We start from the raw sequence: 19,083 nt of genomic DNA on the forward strand, positions 1-19,083 counted from the left end.
ATTATTTATTAAATCATCATAAAGGTTTAATATGGTTTTCTATTATAAGTAATTGATTTTAATTGTTATTTTTAATATAAAAAATTTATTTATACTTAAAATTTATTTACCTATATTTTAAATGTATTTAAAGTATATAAAATTTAATAATGATGTGATATTTATTAAATTATTATTATTTATTGTGATTTAAATCACACAATAGTTATTTTCCTAAAATCATTTCTAATACAAATTTTGATCCAATAAAGCCTATTGCAAGTAAAATAAAACCAATAATGGTAAAGCGTCTCGCTTTTTGACCGCGCCAACCAAAACGATAATGTCCAAATAAAAGTGCACCGTAAACAAACCAAGAGACAATACTAAATGCTGTTTTATGTGCCAAATGTTGTGCAAAAAAATCATCAATCGTAAAAAAGCCGAAGATAAGTGCAGTACTCAATAAAATGAAACCTGTAACAAGCATATCGAATAACAGAGATTCCATTGCTTGATAGGAGGGTAATAGATTTACCCAAACACGATGTTTCTGTTTGTTTTTTAACTCACGATCTTGTAACCACAACAAAACTGCGTGAATTGTTGCCATTAATAGCACTGCATAAGCTGAGAGTGACAAAATAATATGGACATCAAGTCCAAACGTGTTCTGTTTAAGTGTAAGTATAGGCTGGCTCAGGGAATAGCCTAAAATTAAACCCAATGCAGCTACTGGTATTCCAATCAGATTTAGCGCAAGTACAGGTCGATAAGTGCTATAAAGCAGGCTCAATAACAGCATGAGTGCTGAAGTAAATGAAAGGAGATTAAAAACGTTATAGTTAATGCCGAAAGGCGTTTTCATATCTATCAATAAGACGACAGCATGCAAGATCAAGCCTAATCCAGCTACGAGACTGATAAACCAATGATTAGGGACACGTTTAGTCATTAAATGGGTAAATAAATACCAAAAGGCAGTGGTATAGGCGATCAATGCTAAAATTGTGTAAACCAAAGGGAGGCTAATCATGTCAAACCTTTTTATGGATGCTGAATATTCATCTAATAAGATATAAATTCCAAACGAACTACAGTATCCTATAGCATCTTATGCATAAATTTTCTATTTTAAGAAAGATTTTTTTGCAACAACCATTTTAAGCGGATTTTGCAATGTTTGATACCTTAACAGAACGACTCACGCAGAGTTTAAGAAATGTTACTGGCTCTGGGCAACTGACCGAAGACAATATTAAAGATACGTTACGTGAAGTGCGTATGGCACTTCTTGAAGCCGATGTTGCACTTCCTGTAACTCGTGAATTTATCGCGAAAGTTAAGGAAGAGGCATTAGGTCAAGAGGTGATGACACAGTTATCTCCAGGCCAAGCATTCGTCAAAATTGTTCATGATGAACTCACCAAAATGATGGGTGAGGCAAATGAAAGTCTTGATCTTGCTGCAAAGCCTCCCGTTGTTGTTTTATTGGCTGGTTTACAAGGTGCAGGTAAAACGACGACTGCTGCAAAATTAGCTCGTTTTTTACAAGAGCGTCAAAAGAAAAAAGTCGCAATGGTTTCTGCCGACGTCTATCGTCCTGCAGCGATTAAGCAGCTCCAGACTGTAGCAGGTGAAGTCGGCGCGATTTTCTTTGAATCAAGTGCTGATGAAAAGCCAATTACGATTGCAAACCGAGCAATTGAACAAGCCAAAATTCAATTTGCGGATGTATTGATTGTCGATACTGCAGGTCGTTTACATATCGATGACGATATGATGGGCGAAATTAAAGAATTGCATGCAGCGATTAATCCTACAGAAACACTGTTCGTTGTAGATGCAATGACCGGTCAGGATGCTGCAAATACAGCAAAAGCATTCAATGATGCATTGCCTTTAACCGGTGTGATTCTTACAAAAACTGATGGTGATGCGCGTGGTGGTGCGGCACTTTCTGTTCGTGCAATTACTGGTAAGCCTATTAAATTCTTGGGGATGGGGGAGAAACTCGATGCCCTTGAACCATTCCATCCTGAGCGTGTAGCACAACGTATCTTAGGTATGGGTGATGTGCTTTCTTTGGTCGAAGAGCTTGAACGTAAAGTCGACAAAGAAAAAGCTGAAAAAATGGCGAAAAAACTGCAAAAAGGTGGCAGCTTCAACTTTGAAGATATGCTGATGCAGTTTGAACAAATGAATAAAATGGGCGGTATGATGGGCTTCTTAGACAAGTTGCCTGGCATGAGTAACTCAGGAATTCAGGATGCGATTGCTCAAGCAAATCCTGAAAAGCAAGTGAAGAAAATGGAAGCGATTATTCAATCGATGACCATCAAAGAGCGTCGCAATCCTGACTTGATGAATCCAAGCCGTAAAAAACGTATCGCAGCAGGTTGTGGTATGGATGTTGCTGAAGTCAATAAGCTGATCAAACAACATGCCCAAATGGCAAAAATGATGAAAAAATTTGCGAATCCATCGGGTATGGCGAAAATGATGAAATCATTAAGCGGTATGCAAAAGAAATTTGGTGGCGGCGGTGGCGTTGGTCCGTTATTTGGTGGCAAAGATCCAAAATAACTCCCATAATTTAAAAAGGCGCTTTGGCGCCTTTTTTCATGCTACATAATTTTGCAAACTTACTATTTAGTTTAAAAAATAATCAATTCATGATGTTGAGAATATAGTCAAGAGTGCAAGAAAATGACACAGGTTTATGTTGTGCATGGATATACGGCAAGCCCTGAAGAAAATTGGTTTCCATGGATACAACAACAAGCTGATCAGTATGGTATTCCATTAAAAGTATTGAGATTAGATCCTTCTGAGACGCCACAATTAGGAACGTGGGAACAACAAATGAAAGAGCAAATAGCTCAAATTGATGATCAAACAATTTTTGTTGCTCACAGTCTCGGGTGTATTGCAACTTTACATTACTTAAGCCAAGTGCTTTTAAACCAAAAAATCAAAAAATTAATTCTAGTTGCTGGTTTCAATGGACGTTTAGGGCGTCTTGAGCAAGTCAATCCATTTATTGATGCTGCTGATATAGATTTTGAACTCATTCGTGACCAAGTTCATGATCGCGTGGTCATTTATTCTGAAGGTGATGAGCGCGTTCTGCCTAAATTTAGTTTCCAGCAAGCTGAAAGTATTGATGCACATGTCGTTGCTGCTGAACATCAAGGCCATTTTATTGATTCAGAAGGTTGTACGGCATTGCCTGAGGTCTGGGCTGAGATTATTCGAGATTAATTCAGAAGCTATAAGCTCTCACTGACGTGTTTAACGTGATGTCACCCACATATTAATTTCTGCTCTAAAGACAAGCGCTTGGTTTTGATCATGGACTTCGACACACGCTACAAATCTATTTGGTATGGATTGCCCCGCTTGAATTGGCGTCAGAGGATAAGCAACTGCTATTAAATTGGTCGTAGCTTTTTTAATATATTTGACTTGCATACCGTCGGGTATCCATCGATGACTTGGTGGAAGAGTAACTTCTGTCATTAGGCCACCAGTAAGCTCTGCCAAATTACACAATGCAATCGCATGTACAGTATTAAGGTGATTTAAAACCCTTTTTTCTTTAGACATCTGGACCTGACAAAAATCTGGTCTCAATTCAATAATTTTCGTGCGAATCGATTTGAAATAAGGTGCTTTGAGTTGAATCATTTGATTGAAAAGCGCTTTCCCTAAGGGAAGTTTCTTCGCAATATTCCAAGCATTTAACGTCTTGTTATTCATGTTGTTCAGCCTACTTTTTATATTTTGGGTGTGTGTACTGATACTGAGTGAATAATTTTTTGTTTTAAGAGACACTCAGTTCAGCAGACCTGATGACCAAGTTATGTTTTTTGTTGCGCAACAGCAAGATAGCGTTGTAAGCCTTTTAATAATAAATCGGTTTCGATTTGCGGGTCATAAGATTGTAAATAATGAGCAAAGAGTGCAGCATCACCACCAGTAAGAATTAATTTTCTTGGTGATGTTATTAAAACTTTTTCGATCATACTGACCAATCCCAATAAAATACCATGATGAACAGCATCCATTGTATTTTGCCCAGGACTTAACTCATCAAATGCAGCATCAGGGATTTTGATCCCTTTGGTATTTTGAATAAGTGAATCTCGCTGTAGATAGAGATTTGGTACGATATATCCACCTAGATGTTTAAATCCATCTGCTAAATCAATCGTTAAGGCCGTTCCACAACTGATCACGCAATATTTCTCTTGAGGATCAGTGACGACCGCTAGAACTTGTAGCCAACGATCGATACCCAATTGATTCGGTTCTGTATATCCGCATTGAAGTCCTGCATATTCTTGATGAACTTTAGCAACGACAATTGGGATATCTAGCAGTTTTAAAATTTTGAGTATACGATCGTTATTTTTCTTGTCTTGAACAGATGAGATACCGACTTCTGATAGGTTTTGAGATTTAAAGTGTTGGATGAGACCCAACATTAAGTCCGCAGGAGATTGTAGATGAAGCTCCGCCACATGCTCCAAGATTTGCTCACCTTCCGTGATCCAATATTTTAAACGCGTATTGCCTATATCTAACCAAAGACGTTTCATCATGTATTCGCTGACCTATCTTTTCTTTATTTTTTTAAGCGTAAACGCCCTTGATACAAACCGATTAAACCTTGTTCAGTCAAAATATTAATTCGACCATCATCTCCAATACCTTTAAAGATACCTTGTACTGTTTTATTCACTTGCTCAAACTCTACAGTCTGATTCATAAAAGCAGCATAGTGATTGAAACGTCCTGAGAGATTATAACTTCCGTGCTCAAACCATTGTCCGGCTTGCATGATGGCGAGATAAAGTTCTGAAATAATCTTAATTCGATTTGGATGAGCTAAACCCAATTGCATAATGGATGTGGTTTGCTGTTCGATTGCTGCATCAGAAACAGGCAATAAATTAACACCAACGCCAACAATCGCCTGATGTGGGGTTACAGGCTCTACCAAAATGCCACCCCATTTACCTTGCACACTATAAAGGTCATTTGGCCATTTGATTTGTAAATGATCCAATGACTTAAATGAAGGAATTTGCAAAATATTAAGTGCAATTTCAAGGGATAGTCGACCATCTAAGGGTGTTTTGGTTTCTAGCAATGTGCTTAAATAAATATTCCCGACTGGGGAAACCCATTGTCGTTGATGTTGTCCACGTCCCTGAGTTTGAGTCTCACTGCATACAAGAATCCCCTGTACACCTTTTCTGATGAGTGCACGTACTTCATCATTGGTTGAAGTGGTGCTCTGTTTTAACAGTAAAACTTCTGGAAGTTGTTGAGCTTCAGTTAAAAGCTGACTGAGGTGGCGAGTCTCTAAATCCATGTTGAATCTGAGAAGAGTAAAAGATTTATGGAGTTAATCATATATTTAGCTATTGGTGCAATCGCTGGTTTTACTGCAGGGTTGTTTGGCGTGGGCGGTGGATTAATCATCGTACCCATTTTATTTATTGTATTTACCCAAATGGGTTATGACCCAACTGTCATTATGCACATGGCGCTTGGAACATCATTAGCTACGATTGTGGTCACATCGATTAGCTCGGTTATGGCACATCATAAAAAAGGTGCAGTGTTATGGTCAGTATTTAAAAATTTAGCGCCAGGTTTGGTACTGGGCTCATTTTTTGGTGCTGGATTGGCCAGTATTATCTCTGGACAAGTGCTGCAATTGATTATCGGTTGTTTCGCAATTTGGGTTGCATACCGTATGTTCCGTGGAGCTAATGTGGTGGTCGATCAATCTAAGCAACTACCTTCTGTACCTGCTCAATTGGCTGCGGGAAGTGGAATTGGGGTGGCTTCAGCAATTTTTGGGATCGGTGGAGGAAGTTTAACCGTACCTTATTTGAATCATCATGGGGTGGTGATGCAAAAAGCTGTTGCAACATCTGCTGCATGTGGACTGCCGATTGCTTTAGCAGGTGCATTTGGATTTATATTCTATGGACAACAAGCACCTGCTGAAATCGAAAATGCCATTGGATATGTTCATGTTTATGCATTCATTGGCATTAGTGTAATGAGTTTTATCACCGCAAAAGTAGGAGCAAAAGTTGCACATAAACTGTCAGCAGCGATGTTGAAAAAATGTTTTGCAGCTTTGCTTACAACTGTAGGTATTTATTTTATTTATCAAGGCGTATTTTGAGAAAAATATGCCAAATAACTCTCAAAAATAGTGATGTGTATTGACTTAAAAATTTGATAAATTGTCAGACAAAGACATAGTCAGTATGATGCTATTGGTATAAAAACAATAAAATAGCATCATGCTTGATGAAGTGTGAGTAAAAAAATAAATAGGAATATTATGCAATTGGAAGAAGTGGACAGCCTTTCAGAGCAAATAGCCAGACATATAAGTGAACAGATTATTAGTGGCGAATTGGTCGAAGGTGAACGTATACAAGAATTGCGTATCGCTAAAGAATTAGACGTGAGTCGAGGTTCGGTACGTGAAGCTTTATTATTACTTGAACGCACGCATTTAATTGAAATTTATCCAAGACGCGGCGCAATTGTGTCAGAAATGTCTGCCCAACAAGTGCGAGCTTTATTTGATACGAGTGCTCTTATGTTAGGGCAGATCGTCCAGCGTATGAGTGAAACTTGGCGTAATCATGAAGCTGAGGCGCTTCAGCAACTTTTGCAATATTTAATTGAACAAGTTAAACAAAGTAATACTGAAAAATTTTACGATGGTGTATTTCAATTTTTAGCTAAGCAACAAGATATGGTAGCCAACCCATACTTAATGAAGTTTTATCGCGAACTGTTGCCATCTATACGTCGTAGTTATTTTTTAACCTTAAATACTTCGCGTAGAGAGCTCCAAGAAGCACTTGAATTAATTAAGCTCGTGATCGATGCAATTTTGATCCGAAAATCACAACAAGCTACTTTATTTATGGAAGATTTTTGCCGACACTTGCGCAATCTAGTGTTAGAGTCACTGACACGAATGAAACAAATTGAACTAGCTTGGGCGCGGAGATCGCGCAGATAATCAGGACACTATGCGATTAAGCAGCTTAAAACTCTCTGGCTTTAAATCTTTTGCGGATAGCAGCACCTTACAATTTAAAGCTAACCGTACCGCAGTCGTGGGACCAAATGGTTGTGGTAAATCCAACGTCATCGATGCAATCCGATGGGTGATGGGAGAGTCAAGCGCACGCCAGTTACGTGGTGGAAGTATGCAGGATGTCATTTTTACTGGGACAGCAAAGCGTAAACCAGTGGGAATGGCGAGTGTAGAATTACGCTTCGAAAACACCTATGGAAAACTAGGTGGAGCATATAACGCTTATAGTGAGTTGGCGGTACGTCGCCAAGTCAATCGCGATGGTAAATCTGAATATTTTCTTAATGGTACAAAATGCCGCCGCCGTGATATTACAGATATTTTTTTAGGAACAGGCTTAGGTCCTCGTTCGTATGCGATTATTGAGCAAGGCATGATTAACCGTTTGGTCGATGCAAAACCAGATGAAATGCGCGTTTATATCGAAGAAGCTGCTGGAGTATCACGTTATCAAGCACGTCGTCGTGAGACGATGCAACATTTAGAACATACTCATCAAAATTTAAGTCGTCTAAATGACATTGCTGTTGAATTAAAATCCCAATTAAAGACACTAAAGCGTCAAGCAGAAGCTGCACTTCAATATAAAGCCTTAGAGATTGAAATTCGAACTTTGAAAGTTGAGATACTTTCATTTCAATGCCATCAAAGTGAACGAATTCAACAAGAATATACAACTGAAATGACTGAATTGGGTGAGCAATTTAAGCTTGTTCGTTCTGAACTCACCACTGTTGAGCATGATTTAACAGCAACAAATGAGTTATTTCAGCGATTAATGCAACAATCCACACCACTTCAGCAAGAATGGCAACAAGCTGAAAAAAAGCTGGCTGAATTACAAGCCAATTTGGATCAAAAACAGCAATTGTTTGCTCAAAATACTTTAACTTTAAAGCAGCTTGAAGAGCAAAAAATACAAACCAAAGAGCGGATGCAACTGATTGATATTCAGTTGGAAGATTTGATCCTCCAGCAAGAACATCAAGCAACAACATTGAGTGATACTGAATCAAATGCACAGCTTGATTTACAACAATTCAATGAGCTGAAGGCAAAGCAACTTGAAGCGCAAAAATCATTTTCTGAAATAAAAGCATTGGTTGAAAAGCAACAACAGCAACGTGCACAAATGTTGGCGCAGAGTGATCAATTGGCTAAAAATGTGCTTCGAATTGAGCAGCAAAAACAAACTTTGCTCGAACAAAAATCTCAAAATCAAGCACAGTATGAACAGGATGATATTGACAATCTCCTGCATGAAAAAAATGATGTACAGATTGAAATCGTTCGTCTAGAAGAAAGAATTGAGAAATTAGAAACTCAATTGAAACGTGATCAAATCTCATTGACTGAGCAAAAAAGTAAATGCACAGATTTGAATTCACACATACAGATTTTGAAATCTGAACAAAAACAATTACAACAGCTTGTGGTGAAAGTCAGTCGACATGCATCGAAGAGCAATGACCCTTTAATGCAAATTTTGAAGCTAAAAGATCAGGCGAAACCATTTGCAGCATTGGTCGAAAAATTTCTGTCAAAGTGGCTGCATGCGAATACGTTAAAGAGTGAAGATTTATTTCAGACCGAATCTGCCCGTCAATTAAAAGTTATTCAGCAAGATGTATCTGGGACTGTACTTGGTGTACCCACATTAGCGAGCTGGATTGATTTCCCCCAAAACTCATTATGGTTAAACGTTGCGATAGCTCAAGATTTTGAGCAGGCGCTTCAATTACAGCCTCAATTAAAACAAGGTGAGTCTATTTTAAGTTTGGATGGCTATCATATTGGTCCTGACTGGATGATTGGTCTGTACTTTGATGAGTCGAGTCAAGATGCTCAAGGAGCACTTAGCCACCGAATTCGATTAGATGAAATTGATTCAGAGTTGACACAAATGGTGAAAGCGCATGAGTCAATGACGCTCGAACTCGCTGAGATGCAATTAAAGCTTGAACAAAAAAATAGTGAATTTACGGAGTTACAAAAAGCGTTAAAAAATCATCAAGCTCTTGCTCACCAATTTGAAGTGAAGATTGCAAAACAGCAAATGGCTCAGCAAGCTTTTGAATCGCAAAATCTACACATCGAGTCACAAATTGCTCAACTTGATGCGCAGCTTGAAGAAGATGCGATGCAAAAAGATGATTTGGAAATCGATTTACATGCATTGATGCTTAAAATTGAACACAATCTTCCACACTACAAAACCTTAGAGTTTCAAGTTGAAGAATTGAATGATCAGGTTGAGCATCTTCAGGACTTAGTCTACAAAAAACAACAAGAGTTAGAAACAAACCGCCGTACTCATACGCAAAATCAGCAACAAATTGAGCTGTTGGAAAAAGATGCAAGTTTTCTAAAAACGCAATATCAGCAGATCATCACTCAAATTACACAAGCTAAAAATTTCGTGGATCCGATTCAATTAGAATTACCCACTTTGCAAAGCCAGTATGAGGTTCAAAAGCAGCAGACTGAAAAGTTACAAAAGACTTGGTCCTCATGGCAAGTCGAACTTAATGAAATACAGTCTAAGCAACAAAAATTGACGGAGCTACGATTAAATCATCAGCAAAGTGATGAGCACTTTAGAACCCAGTTAGAAGAGAAGCGTTTAGCATGGCAAGTGGCTAAATCTGATTTACAACATTATGCTGAACAATTAAAAGAGCTTAATGCTGAATTATTAGAAAATATGCAAATCGATCTGAGTCAGCACCAACAGCAGTTAGAGCAAGCACAGCGTCAGTTTGACAAAATAGGCGCTGTGAACTTAGCAGCTTCAGAAGAGTATGAAGAAGTATCAAAGCGCTATGAAGATTTAAGCCATCAAATTGAAGATCTTGAAAAAACAGTCGCACAATTAAAAGATGCGATGAAAAGCATTGATCAAGAAACTAAAAAGCTATTCATGACTACCTTTAATCAAGTAAATGCGGAATTGCAAAACTTATTCCCAAAGGTGTTTAATGGTGGTGAAGCAAGTTTAAGTTTAGAAGATGATTGGCAATCTGGTGTAAAGCTAATGGCTCGACCACCAGGAAAGCGAAATAGCTCTTTAGCATTGTTATCAGGCGGTGAAAAAGCACTAACAGCACTAGCATTAGTTTTTGCTATATTTCGACTGAATCCAGCACCATTTTGTGTATTGGATGAGGTTGATGCACCTTTAGATGATGCAAATGTTGGACGTTTTTGTAATTTAGTAAAAGAGCTTTCTGAACAGGTCCAATTCATTTACATTACACACAATAAAGTTGCGATGACGATGGCTACTGACTTACTTGGTGTAACAATGCCTGAGCCAGGAACATCGAAGTTAGTCACTGTTGATCTAGAAGAAGCGAAAGAATACGGTTTAGCTGCGGAGTCTTAATATGGAAATCAGTACCATTATCGGAATTGTGATCGCAATCGTGATCTGTTGCATAGGGTTGTTTATGATCCTGCGCAAGCCGAGTGATGCAGCACCGTCATTAGATGCTGAATTACATATAAATGAACAATGTAATCAACCCGTCATTCCGCGTCATGTTCGTAGTCTTTTACAGGCGCAAGCCGCTCCATTGGCTTCTTCTGAGCGCGTAGAACCAAGTTTGAAAGACATTGAAGCGAGTGAAGTGGCTCAATTGGATCAAACAGCTGTTCAACAAGCTACAAAGACGCCTGAAAATATTCAAGAAACTGTAGAAGTGATAGATACAGTGCAATTGAATACTTCGGTAGACCTTGCAGAGAAAGAAAGTAAATCTCTGCTCGACTCCAGTAAAAACTCGGACAGCACTGAGACTGACCCACTAGAAAAAAATACAGAAACAGTCGAGAGTAAAGCTCAGTCGATTGATGGTGTAACAGACACTCAAAGTGCAGATATTATTTCCAAAGATTCAATCGTAGAAACTACAACTGAAGACGTGAAAAAAGTTGAGCCAAGTTTTGTATTAAATCCTAATATTCAAACTGCTGAAATCAAAGAATTTGAAGAAGAAAGCAGCATCTTGGATGTGCATTTACATGAACAGCAACGTTTTGATGATGAAAGTGCTTTAGCAAATGCCGAATACATTATTAGTTTGAATATGTATCCGAACCCTCGAAAAGCACTTTCTGGTGATAAAGCTTTGAAAGTTTTAATGAAATATGGATTGCGCTTTGGCGAAATGAACTGTTTCCATCGTTATGAAACTCCTGATGCAGTCAGCCCATTGCTGTTTTCCGTACTCAGAATCACAGATCAGGGCCCTGCAGGTTTCGATTTAGAAACATTATCTGGTGAACAAGTTCAAGGTTTAGCATTCTTCTTAGCATTACCGCATCATAATGTTCAAAAAGGCTATGACAGTATGGTGAGTATTGCAGGGCTTATTGCACGTGAAACAGATGGTACCGTCTATGATGAAAATAATCTTGAATTTACACCGCAGTTAAAAGAACACTGGCGCCATAAAGCGATCGACTATAGATCAGGTCAAGCTGTTTAATCACCTAGGTGACTTACTGAATTTGTGTAAAGTCATTTATACTGTTTAGGTTGAAATTATTGGGCGGAATTTTCCGCCCTTTTATATGGTGAAAATATGGATCGGAACGCTGTCGTTGCGCAAATGCGCCAACTCATTCAATTACTGGCTCGGCATAACCATGCTTATTATGTGATGGATCAGCCGACAATTGAAGACAGTGAATATGATCAATTGTTTTATCAACTAAAAAACTTAGAAGAACAATATCCTGATTTAGTACAGACGGATACACCGACCAATAAAGTCGGTGATAAACCTTTATCTAAGTTTGAAAATATTACACATACTGTTCCAATGTTGTCTTTGGGTAATGTGTTTAATCGGGATGAACTTTTTGCCTTTGCACGCAGAATTGAAGAGCGTTTACCTAACCAGAAAATCCAATACGACGTCGAACTTAAATTTGATGGGCTTGCGATCTCACTATGGTATGAACATGGTGTGTTGATTCGAGCGGTTACACGTGGGGATGGTGAAACAGGAGAAGTCATAACCCAAAATGTAAAAACAATTCGTAATTTGCCTAAAGTACTCATGATGTCTCAAGGTGTACCACCAGCGTTGTTAGAAGTTCGTGGCGAAGTACTAATGCCTAAAGCTGGATTTGTAAAGTTAAATGCTGAAAATGAGGCCAAAGGTGAGAAAACTTTTGCTAACCCAAGAAATGCAGCAGCAGGGAGTTTGCGTCAACTTGATCCGACCATAGCAGCATCACGACCACTTGCATTCTATGCTTATGGAATTGCGCAATGCATGCCACATCATGGTCTGAGCACGATGTCAGAGAGCTTAAATTGGCTTGAACAGTTGGGCTTTGCTGTTGGGGAAAAACATTTTGTTTGTGACAGTATTGAAGAGGTTCAAGCGGCTTATGAATCTGTAAATCAGGAGCGTCCAAACCTGTCAGTTGAAATTGACGGGATGGTCATCAAAGTCAATGATTTGAAGCAACAACAACAATTAGGCTTTTTAAGTCGTGAACCTCGATGGGCAACAGCATATAAGTTCCCTGCAGTGGCTGCGCTAACCACAGTTGAAAATATTGATTGGCAGGTAGGGCGTACAGGTACTTTAACGCCTGTAGCGCGATTAAATCCTGTATCGGTTGGCGGAGTCACAGTATCAAACGTGACTTTACATAATATTGGTGAAATACATCGCTTGGACGTGCGCGTTGGAGATACGGTGAGTGTCTATCGTAGCGGAGATGTTATTCCTAAAGTTGAAAAGGTTTGGCCAGAATTTCGACCTCTAGAAACCACTGAAATTCAATTGCCAGAACAATGTCCTGTATGTGCTTCTCCAGTTGTGATGCCCGAAGGCGAAGCTTTAGCACGATGTTCAGGTGGGCTTTATTGTGCAGCGCAGCGTATAGAGGCGATACGTCATTTTGTATCACGTAAAGCAATGGACATCGAAGGTTTGGGTGATCGTTGGGTTGAGTCTTTATTACATCTTGAACTCCTCAAAGATGTTGCAGACATTTATCACTTGCACGAGCATCGTGAAAAATTACTGACTATTGAAAAAATGGGTGAGAAATCTGTACAAAATCTCATCGACTCAATTGAAAGTAGTAAAAAAACAACATTAGCGGCATTTATTTACGCACTAGGCATTCGAGGAGTAGGCGAGACTACGGCTCGAATGTTAGCCAATACTTTCCAGACTTTAGATGCGCTGAAATCTGCTGATTTAGAAGCATTGAAGAAAACCCCTGATGTAGGTGATATTACTGCAGAATGGATATTAGACTTTTTCAAAGCTGAACATAATATTGAAGTATTAAATCGATTAATTGAGGCTGGAATTCATTGGGATGCACCGATAGCACCGACTCGACAACCTTTAAATGGTGAGAGCTGGGTGGTGACTGGTACTTTAAGCAGTATGGGACGAGATGAAGCGACTCAACTCTTACAGGCATTAGGTGCACGTGTGAGTGGTAGTGTATCCAGTAAAACGAAATGCTTGGTTGCTGGTGAAAAGGCGGGTTCCAAACTTGAAAAAGCAGAAAAACTAGGTATTCCGGTGATGAATGAGGCTGAGTTTATTGCATTTATGATTCAGCATGGTCAGCTCACTGAACCTGAGTCTTAAGTGTATCTTGCACATAACGAAGGGCATCAATAGATGCCCTTTTTTCTCGAGTAATTAGATATTAACCACGTTTTTTGATAATGCCATCGTCAAGTAGCTGTTGAAAATGTTCTACGATACTTGTCTCAACGTCACGATATTGCATGCCTAATTCTTGCTTACTACGCTCAGCATTGAAATAAATGGGGTAACCCACATTCAAGTCAACGAATTTTCGCGTATAGCCAAACAGAGGAGCGAGTAATTTGAATAAAAACTTGGGAGCAATCATTCGTGGGAAAGGATAGCGTCCACCATAATGTTGTCGTAATGTTTTACCCATTTCGAGTAGGGTCATCGTTTTAGCATTAATAATATATCGTCCATGTGCTTTAGGGTGATGTGCTGCTTGGATATGCGCATGAGCGACATCTCGAACATCGACTAAACCATTCCACATTGGAGGAACACCAAATAATGTCATGCCATTTCCAAATTGTTGAATGACTTCAACACTTCCAGATTGTGTAGAAGGTGTGAGTGATGGTCCAACAACCAATGAGGGATTGATACACACTAAATTCCATCGAGATTGTGCCTTTTGCATATCCCATGCTTTGCGTTCTGCTGCGACTTTAGAGTAAAAATAAGGTTGGTGTTCGGCACTACTGGTGGTATTCCAATGGCTTTCTTCAAACTGGTTCTGCTCAGTTTTCAAAATATCCACTGCATCGCCATAAGTTGAAGCAATACTAGATGTGACAACGACACGTTTTACTGTATCTGTACGATTGACACTGTTCAGTACATTGGTCGTACCTTTTAGTGCAGGGTCAATCAAGTCTGTGATTGGATCTTTAAAGTTAGTCACTAAAAAAGGTGACGCCATATGGATCACAATTTCACAGTCTTTCATTGCTTCATCAAACGAACCTTCTTCTAAGAGATTTGCTTGAAATAACTTTAAAGCGCCTGAAGTTTGAGATGCGATTTGTTCTAAATGTTGAAAACTTGAACTTTTAGTTAAGTCTCGTACAGTGGCGTGAACGGTGTATCCTTGTTCTAATAATTGTTTAATTACCCAACCAGCAATATAGCCAGTTGCACCTGTCACCAAAATCGGGGCAGTAGTCGTCATCATTGTTATTGCCTGATGGTCAAATAGATTCATTCTAAAATTAAAAAAAGGATTTGTCCTTGATCATTTTCAACATCAACTCAAATGTAATGAGAGTCACTTCGATTGGTTACAAAATTAAATAGAGCTAAAATTTGTTTAAAACTGCTCTCGAATTTTTTTAACTGTATGCAAGGGGTTATTTTTTAAGTAAAAAATAAGTGATTCAAACTGCAAATGCGTATGTTTCTCATTTTAATTATATAAAAATCATAAACTTACACATTATATTTTTTGCAAAATAAGCTCTTATTGTTCATAATGTTGCTATTAAAGAATGGAGTGATTGAAATGCGTGGCAATCCAGAAGTCGTAGATTACTTAAATATGTTGATCGGTGGTGAACTGGCTGCTCGTGATCAATATCTCATTCATTCACGTATGTATGAAGATTGGGGTCTCACTAAGATTTTTGAGCGTATCGATCACGAAATGCAAGAAGAAGCACAACATGCTGATGCTATTATTCGCCGTGTCTTATTCTTGGAAGGCACACCGAATATGAGTCGTGATGATATTGAAGTAGGTGAAGACGTTGTTTCATGTTTAAAAGCCGATTTAAAGCTTGAGTACGAAGTGCGTGAAAAATTAGCGCAAGGTGTAAAGCTTTGTGAGGAAAAAGGCGATTACGTGACACGTGATATGTTGCGTCAACAAATGTCGGATACCGAAGAAGATCATACCTATTGGTTGGAAAAACAGCTTCGCTTAATTGAACTAATTGGTTTACAAAACTATATTCAGTCTCAAATGTAAGTTAAAACCCAGCAAGGCTGGGTTTTTTTATACCTCAGTTTTGCCTGAATTGACTCATTTTTTATAATTATCTAAAAATCAAAGTGAAATTGAATGATTTGCTCAATGAGTTATTGTGCTTGGCTTTATATACTGACCGAAAACGATCAGCTAAGGATTGGCAATCATGAGTAAAATCTTATTAATTACCGGTTGGGGACTCGGAACAAAACCACTCGAAAACTTAAAAACTGCTTTGGATATGGCAGGATTTCAAATCGATCTGATTAATATCTTTAATGCACTCGACCCTGTTGAATTATCTAAACATGTTGAGTTAGCTAAAAAAGTCGATGTCATTATAGGGTGGTCTTTAGGCGGGCAATTAGCAACATTGCTCACCCAAAAGGTTTTCGAGCTTTCAGGTCAGGCAAAAACGTTAATTACTTTAGCATCGAATCCTTGCTTCGTTGCCAATGAACGCTGGTCTACAGGTATGCCGCTTTCTACTTTTCAAAGTTTTAGAGAGTCTTTTGAAAATGACCCCATGACCACTTTAAAGCGATTTTGTTATCTGGTCTCACAGGGCAGCCAAACTGCTAAACAAGATTGGCAATCTTTGCAAAATTCAATTACGAGTGAAGAGCTAGATTTAAAAAAGCAGGGCTTGGATTTACTATATCATCTTAATACTGTCGAGATATTGAAAAATTATGTCGGAAAACAATTACATGTATTTGCTGATGATGATGGATTAGTTAGTAACAAAGTTCTAGATAATATCCGAAAGATAGATGCAAAGTTTTTTAAATTCGAAATTATCCCAGGCTCTCACTGCTTTTCAATTTTTAGAGCTACACAACTAAGTGACAAAATCGTTCAATATCTAAGAAAGAATGAGAAATCCTGATGAATATTGTCTAATCAGGCAATTCATAACAAAAATAATTCGCGTTATGCTCTGTCTAGATTAATAAGGAAATTCTTCCAGGATGGTTGACGAATTCGATTTAGCACACTTATGGCACCCTTATACTTCGATGTTAAACCCACTGCCGACATATAAAGTAAAAAAGGCTACAGGGGTGATGATTGAACTTGAAGATGGCCGTCAACTCATTGATGGTATGTCATCTTGGTGGTGTGCCATTCACGGATATAACCATCCTCAACTTAATCAAGCTGTGTCGGATCAATTGCAGCACATGTCACACATTATGTTTGGTGGGCTAACTCATGATCCTGCGATTGAATTAGGGAAGGCATTATTAAAAATTACACCACCTCAATTAGATAAAATATTCTATGCGGACTCAGGTTCTGTCGCTGTTGAAGTCGCACTAAAGATGGCAGTTCAATATTGGACCGCACAAAATAAGAAAGATAAAACCAGTTTTATCACGACGCGTTCTGGTTACCATGGTGATACATGGAATGCAATGTCAGTATGTGATCCAGTTACTGGGATGCATCAGGTCTTTGGTTCTAGTTTACCTTCTCGTTATTTTGTTCCTGCACCGCAGACTAGATTTGATGAAGATTGGAATCCAGCAGATATTCTTGTATTGGCAGAAACTTTAAAAAACCATCATGCCACTATCGCTGCCATGATTGTTGAGCCGATTGTGCAAGGTGCTGGAGGCATGCGTTTCTATCATCCTGAATATTTACGCGAAGCCAAGAGGCTATGCGATCAATATCAGGTGTTAATGATATTTGATGAAATTGCCACGGGGTTTGGGCGAACAGGTAAATTATTTGCTTGGGAACACGCTCAAGTTGAACCAGACATCATGTGTATTGGTAAGGCGCTGACCGGTGGGTATATGACTTTATCTGCAACACTGACCACACGACATGTCGCTGAAGTGATCAGCTCTGGTGAAGCTGGCGTATTTATGCATGGACCTACATTTATGGCGAACCCCTTGGCTTGTGCTGTCGCCTTAAAGAGTACTGAGCTTTTATTGTCACAAGATTGGCAGTCCAATATTCAAAGAATAGAGCAAATTCTAAAACATTATTTACATAGATTAGATGATCAAGCGCATATTCAAGATGTTCGTGTGCTCGGTGCTATCGGTGTTGTTGAGCTTAAACAAAATGTTGATATGAAAACGCTGCAACAGCGTTTCGTAGAACGAGGCGTGTGGATTCGTCCTTTTGGAAAATTAGTTTATGTCATGCCACCTTTTGTGATTTCAGATGTCGAACTCACTGAATTATTAACGCAGTTGGTAAGTGTTGTGATGGAACTTGCAGAGGAAATGAGATGAATCTGTTGGACCACTACGCAGAGCAGTTAGACTCATTAAAACAAACTGGAAATTTTCGGCAGTTTAAATCCATCGTTCAGCATGGAAAATGGGTTGAGCTTCAGCAACAAAGAATGTTGAATCTATCGAGTAATGATTATTTAGGAATTGCGTCAGATCTACAAATAAGAGAAGCATTTTTTGATCATTGTTCAGTAGATTCAAAAAGAATGAGCTCTTCATCTTCAAGATTACTCACAGGAAATTATCCTGAATATGAGCAATTTGAAGATGACATGAGTCAATCATTCAATCAAAGGGCAGTCCTGTTATTCAACAGTGGCTATCACATGAATATTGGTATTTTGCCTGCGATTGCTGATAGTCAGACTTTAATTCTTTCGGATAAATTGATTCACGCCAGCATGATTGATGGGATTCGCTTAAGTAAAGCGAAGCTGATACGTTATCGACATAATGATCTGCTTCATTTAAAGCAATTGATCGAGCAATATCATGATGATCCCTTGTATCAAAGAATCATTGTGGTAACTGAATCAATTTTTAGTATGGATGGTGATGAAACTGATTTAACTGCGTTGGTGAGTCTGAAATATCAGTTCAGTAAAATCATGTTATATGTTGATGAAGCACATGCTATTGGTGTTCGGGGAGAGCAAGGGCTCGGTTGTGCTGAACAATATGCTGTCATAGATGATATCGATTTTTTAGTCGGAACATTCGGGAAAGCACTCGCATCTGTTGGTGGATACATTGTGTGTCATCCAATCTTAAAAGATTATTTAATCAACAAAATGCGCTCTTTGATTTTTAGTACCGCACAACCACCCATCAACATGGCTTGGACGCATTTTATTTGGAATAAAATGAAAAAAATGCAGGAGCAACGTGCTCATTTAAGTGATTTGAGTCTGCAACTGCGTCAATATATTCTTGAGCAAGGTTACGAATGTCCTTCAAGCTCGCAGATTATTCCTTTAATTTTAGGTGATTCTCAGCGTGCACTTGAGCGCGCACAACAATTACAACAATCTGGTTTTTATATTTTGCCGGTTCGGCCACCAACGGTTCCACAAGGAAGTTCACGCCTGAGAATTTGTATGAATTCTCAGCTGAATCAAGATGAATTGGAGCGGTTGAAAGAACAATTATGAATGA

Annotated in this window: 16 protein-coding genes; 11 read left to right on the forward strand and 5 right to left on the reverse strand. The window is 38.6% G+C overall.

The annotated features are described in order from the left end of the window. Positions 1–205: 205 nt before the first annotated feature. Positions 206–1,015, reverse strand: a complete 810-nt coding sequence (locus tag AC1M9E_RS02790; RefSeq protein ID WP_092767475.1) for a cytochrome C assembly family protein — start codon at positions 1,013–1,015, stop codon at positions 206–208. 143 nt (positions 1,016–1,158) lie between these two features. On the opposite strand from AC1M9E_RS02790, the gene ffh reads away from it, so the two are divergent. Both ffh and AC1M9E_RS02800 read left to right on the forward strand, forming a co-directional pair. Next, entirely contained in the window at positions 1,159–2,565 is a 1,407-nt protein-coding gene (gene ffh, locus AC1M9E_RS02795; protein WP_488225002.1) for a signal recognition particle protein, read from the forward strand. A 123-nt stretch (positions 2,566–2,688) separates the two neighbouring features. Next, the gene (locus tag AC1M9E_RS02800) at positions 2,689–3,243 is read left to right on the forward strand and encodes an RBBP9/YdeN family alpha/beta hydrolase (RefSeq protein WP_179999002.1); all 555 of its coding nucleotides are present in this window, start codon (positions 2,689–2,691) and stop codon (positions 3,241–3,243) included. 30 nt (positions 3,244–3,273) lie between these two features. Here AC1M9E_RS02800 and AC1M9E_RS02805 read toward each other — a convergent pair whose 3' ends face one another. The 3 genes from AC1M9E_RS02805 to AC1M9E_RS02815 all read right to left on the reverse strand — a co-directional run bounded on the left by AC1M9E_RS02805 (position 3,274) and on the right by AC1M9E_RS02815 (position 5,362). Next, on the reverse strand, positions 3,274–3,741 hold the full coding sequence (locus tag AC1M9E_RS02805) for a hotdog fold domain-containing protein (RefSeq protein ID WP_481607908.1): 468 nt from the start codon (positions 3,739–3,741) through the stop codon (positions 3,274–3,276). Positions 3,742–3,842: 101 nt separating this feature from the next. Continuing rightward, a complete protein-coding gene (locus AC1M9E_RS02810; protein ID WP_481607950.1) occupies positions 3,843–4,583 on the reverse strand; it encodes a type III pantothenate kinase in 741 nt (246 codons plus the stop codon). A gap of 26 nt (positions 4,584–4,609) precedes the next feature. Further along, positions 4,610–5,362, reverse strand: a complete 753-nt coding sequence (locus tag AC1M9E_RS02815) for a biotin--[acetyl-CoA-carboxylase] ligase (protein WP_481607907.1) — start codon at positions 5,360–5,362, stop codon at positions 4,610–4,612. Positions 5,363–5,389: 27 nt separating this feature from the next. On the opposite strand from AC1M9E_RS02815, the gene AC1M9E_RS02820 reads away from it, so the two are divergent. The 5 genes from AC1M9E_RS02820 to ligA all read left to right on the forward strand — a co-directional run bounded on the left by AC1M9E_RS02820 (position 5,390) and on the right by ligA (position 13,758). After that, complete coding sequence (locus tag AC1M9E_RS02820; protein WP_481607906.1) at positions 5,390–6,190, forward strand: sulfite exporter TauE/SafE family protein; 801 nt, start codon at positions 5,390–5,392, stop codon at positions 6,188–6,190. Between the two features lie 162 nt (positions 6,191–6,352). Further along, complete coding sequence (locus AC1M9E_RS02825; protein WP_035269253.1) at positions 6,353–7,048, forward strand: GntR family transcriptional regulator; 696 nt, start codon at positions 6,353–6,355, stop codon at positions 7,046–7,048. A gap of 10 nt (positions 7,049–7,058) precedes the next feature. Further along, positions 7,059–10,511 carry a chromosome segregation protein SMC gene (smc, locus tag AC1M9E_RS02830; protein ID WP_488225003.1) on the forward strand — a complete coding sequence of 1,151 codons (3,453 nt, stop codon included), beginning with the start codon at positions 7,059–7,061 and terminating at the stop codon, positions 10,509–10,511. 1 nt (position 10,512) lies between these two features. Next, complete coding sequence (locus tag AC1M9E_RS02835; protein ID WP_488225004.1) at positions 10,513–11,616, forward strand: cell division protein ZipA C-terminal FtsZ-binding domain-containing protein; 1,104 nt, start codon at positions 10,513–10,515, stop codon at positions 11,614–11,616. Between the two features lie 96 nt (positions 11,617–11,712). Next, on the forward strand, positions 11,713–13,758 hold the full coding sequence (gene ligA / locus AC1M9E_RS02840; RefSeq protein WP_488225005.1) for an NAD-dependent DNA ligase LigA: 2,046 nt from the start codon (positions 11,713–11,715) through the stop codon (positions 13,756–13,758). Positions 13,759–13,819: 61 nt separating this feature from the next. Here ligA and AC1M9E_RS02845 read toward each other — a convergent pair whose 3' ends face one another. Further along, on the reverse strand, positions 13,820–14,884 hold the full coding sequence (locus AC1M9E_RS02845; RefSeq protein ID WP_481589273.1) for an NAD-dependent epimerase/dehydratase family protein: 1,065 nt from the start codon (positions 14,882–14,884) through the stop codon (positions 13,820–13,822). 321 nt (positions 14,885–15,205) lie between these two features. Between AC1M9E_RS02845 and ftn the strand changes: the two genes are divergently transcribed. The 4 genes from ftn to AC1M9E_RS02865 all read left to right on the forward strand — a co-directional run bounded on the left by ftn (position 15,206) and on the right by AC1M9E_RS02865 (position 19,079). Then, positions 15,206–15,670, forward strand: a complete 465-nt coding sequence (ftn, locus tag AC1M9E_RS02850; protein WP_035269243.1) for a heteropolymeric bacterioferritin subunit Ftn — start codon at positions 15,206–15,208, stop codon at positions 15,668–15,670. 163 nt (positions 15,671–15,833) lie between these two features. After that, positions 15,834–16,559 (forward strand): alpha/beta hydrolase family protein, encoded by a 726-nt coding sequence (locus tag AC1M9E_RS02855; RefSeq protein ID WP_212771600.1) that lies wholly within the window; start codon positions 15,834–15,836, stop codon positions 16,557–16,559. A gap of 82 nt (positions 16,560–16,641) precedes the next feature. Next, the gene (gene bioA, locus AC1M9E_RS02860; RefSeq protein ID WP_488225006.1) at positions 16,642–17,925 is read left to right on the forward strand and encodes an adenosylmethionine--8-amino-7-oxononanoate transaminase; all 1,284 of its coding nucleotides are present in this window, start codon (positions 16,642–16,644) and stop codon (positions 17,923–17,925) included. Next, positions 17,922–19,079, forward strand: a complete 1,158-nt coding sequence (locus tag AC1M9E_RS02865; protein ID WP_481607902.1) for an 8-amino-7-oxononanoate synthase — start codon at positions 17,922–17,924, stop codon at positions 19,077–19,079. Before bioA ends, AC1M9E_RS02865 begins: the two co-directional genes overlap by 4 nt. Positions 19,080–19,083: the final 4 nt, after the last annotated feature.

It is taken from the genome of Acinetobacter sp. 24-47-47, from assembly GCF_057737035.1.

Excerpts from the sequence above, each read along its gene's own strand:
- ftn (WP_035269243.1), top strand. The coding sequence starts at position 15,206 with ATGCGTGGCAATCCAGAAGTCGTAGATTACTTAAATATGTTGATCGGT.
- ligA (WP_488225005.1), top strand. The coding sequence starts at position 11,713 with ATGGATCGGAACGCTGTCGTTGCGCAAATGCGCCAACTCATTCAATTA.
- AC1M9E_RS02790 (WP_092767475.1), bottom strand. The coding sequence starts at position 1,015 with ATGATTAGCCTCCCTTTGGTTTACACAATTTTAGCATTGATCGCCTAT.
- AC1M9E_RS02820 (WP_481607906.1), top strand. The coding sequence starts at position 5,390 with ATGGAGTTAATCATATATTTAGCTATTGGTGCAATCGCTGGTTTTACT.
- AC1M9E_RS02800 (WP_179999002.1), top strand. The coding sequence starts at position 2,689 with ATGACACAGGTTTATGTTGTGCATGGATATACGGCAAGCCCTGAAGAA.
- ffh (WP_488225002.1), top strand. The coding sequence starts at position 1,159 with ATGTTTGATACCTTAACAGAACGACTCACGCAGAGTTTAAGAAATGTT.
- AC1M9E_RS02835 (WP_488225004.1), top strand. The coding sequence starts at position 10,513 with ATGGAAATCAGTACCATTATCGGAATTGTGATCGCAATCGTGATCTGT.
- AC1M9E_RS02815 (WP_481607907.1), bottom strand. The coding sequence starts at position 5,362 with ATGGATTTAGAGACTCGCCACCTCAGTCAGCTTTTAACTGAAGCTCAA.
- AC1M9E_RS02825 (WP_035269253.1), top strand. The coding sequence starts at position 6,353 with ATGCAATTGGAAGAAGTGGACAGCCTTTCAGAGCAAATAGCCAGACAT.
- AC1M9E_RS02865 (WP_481607902.1), top strand. The coding sequence starts at position 17,922 with ATGAATCTGTTGGACCACTACGCAGAGCAGTTAGACTCATTAAAACAA.
- AC1M9E_RS02805 (WP_481607908.1), bottom strand. The coding sequence starts at position 3,741 with ATGAATAACAAGACGTTAAATGCTTGGAATATTGCGAAGAAACTTCCC.
- AC1M9E_RS02810 (WP_481607950.1), bottom strand. The coding sequence starts at position 4,583 with ATGAAACGTCTTTGGTTAGATATAGGCAATACGCGTTTAAAATATTGG.
- smc (WP_488225003.1), top strand. The coding sequence starts at position 7,059 with ATGCGATTAAGCAGCTTAAAACTCTCTGGCTTTAAATCTTTTGCGGAT.
- bioA (WP_488225006.1), top strand. The coding sequence starts at position 16,642 with ATGGTTGACGAATTCGATTTAGCACACTTATGGCACCCTTATACTTCG.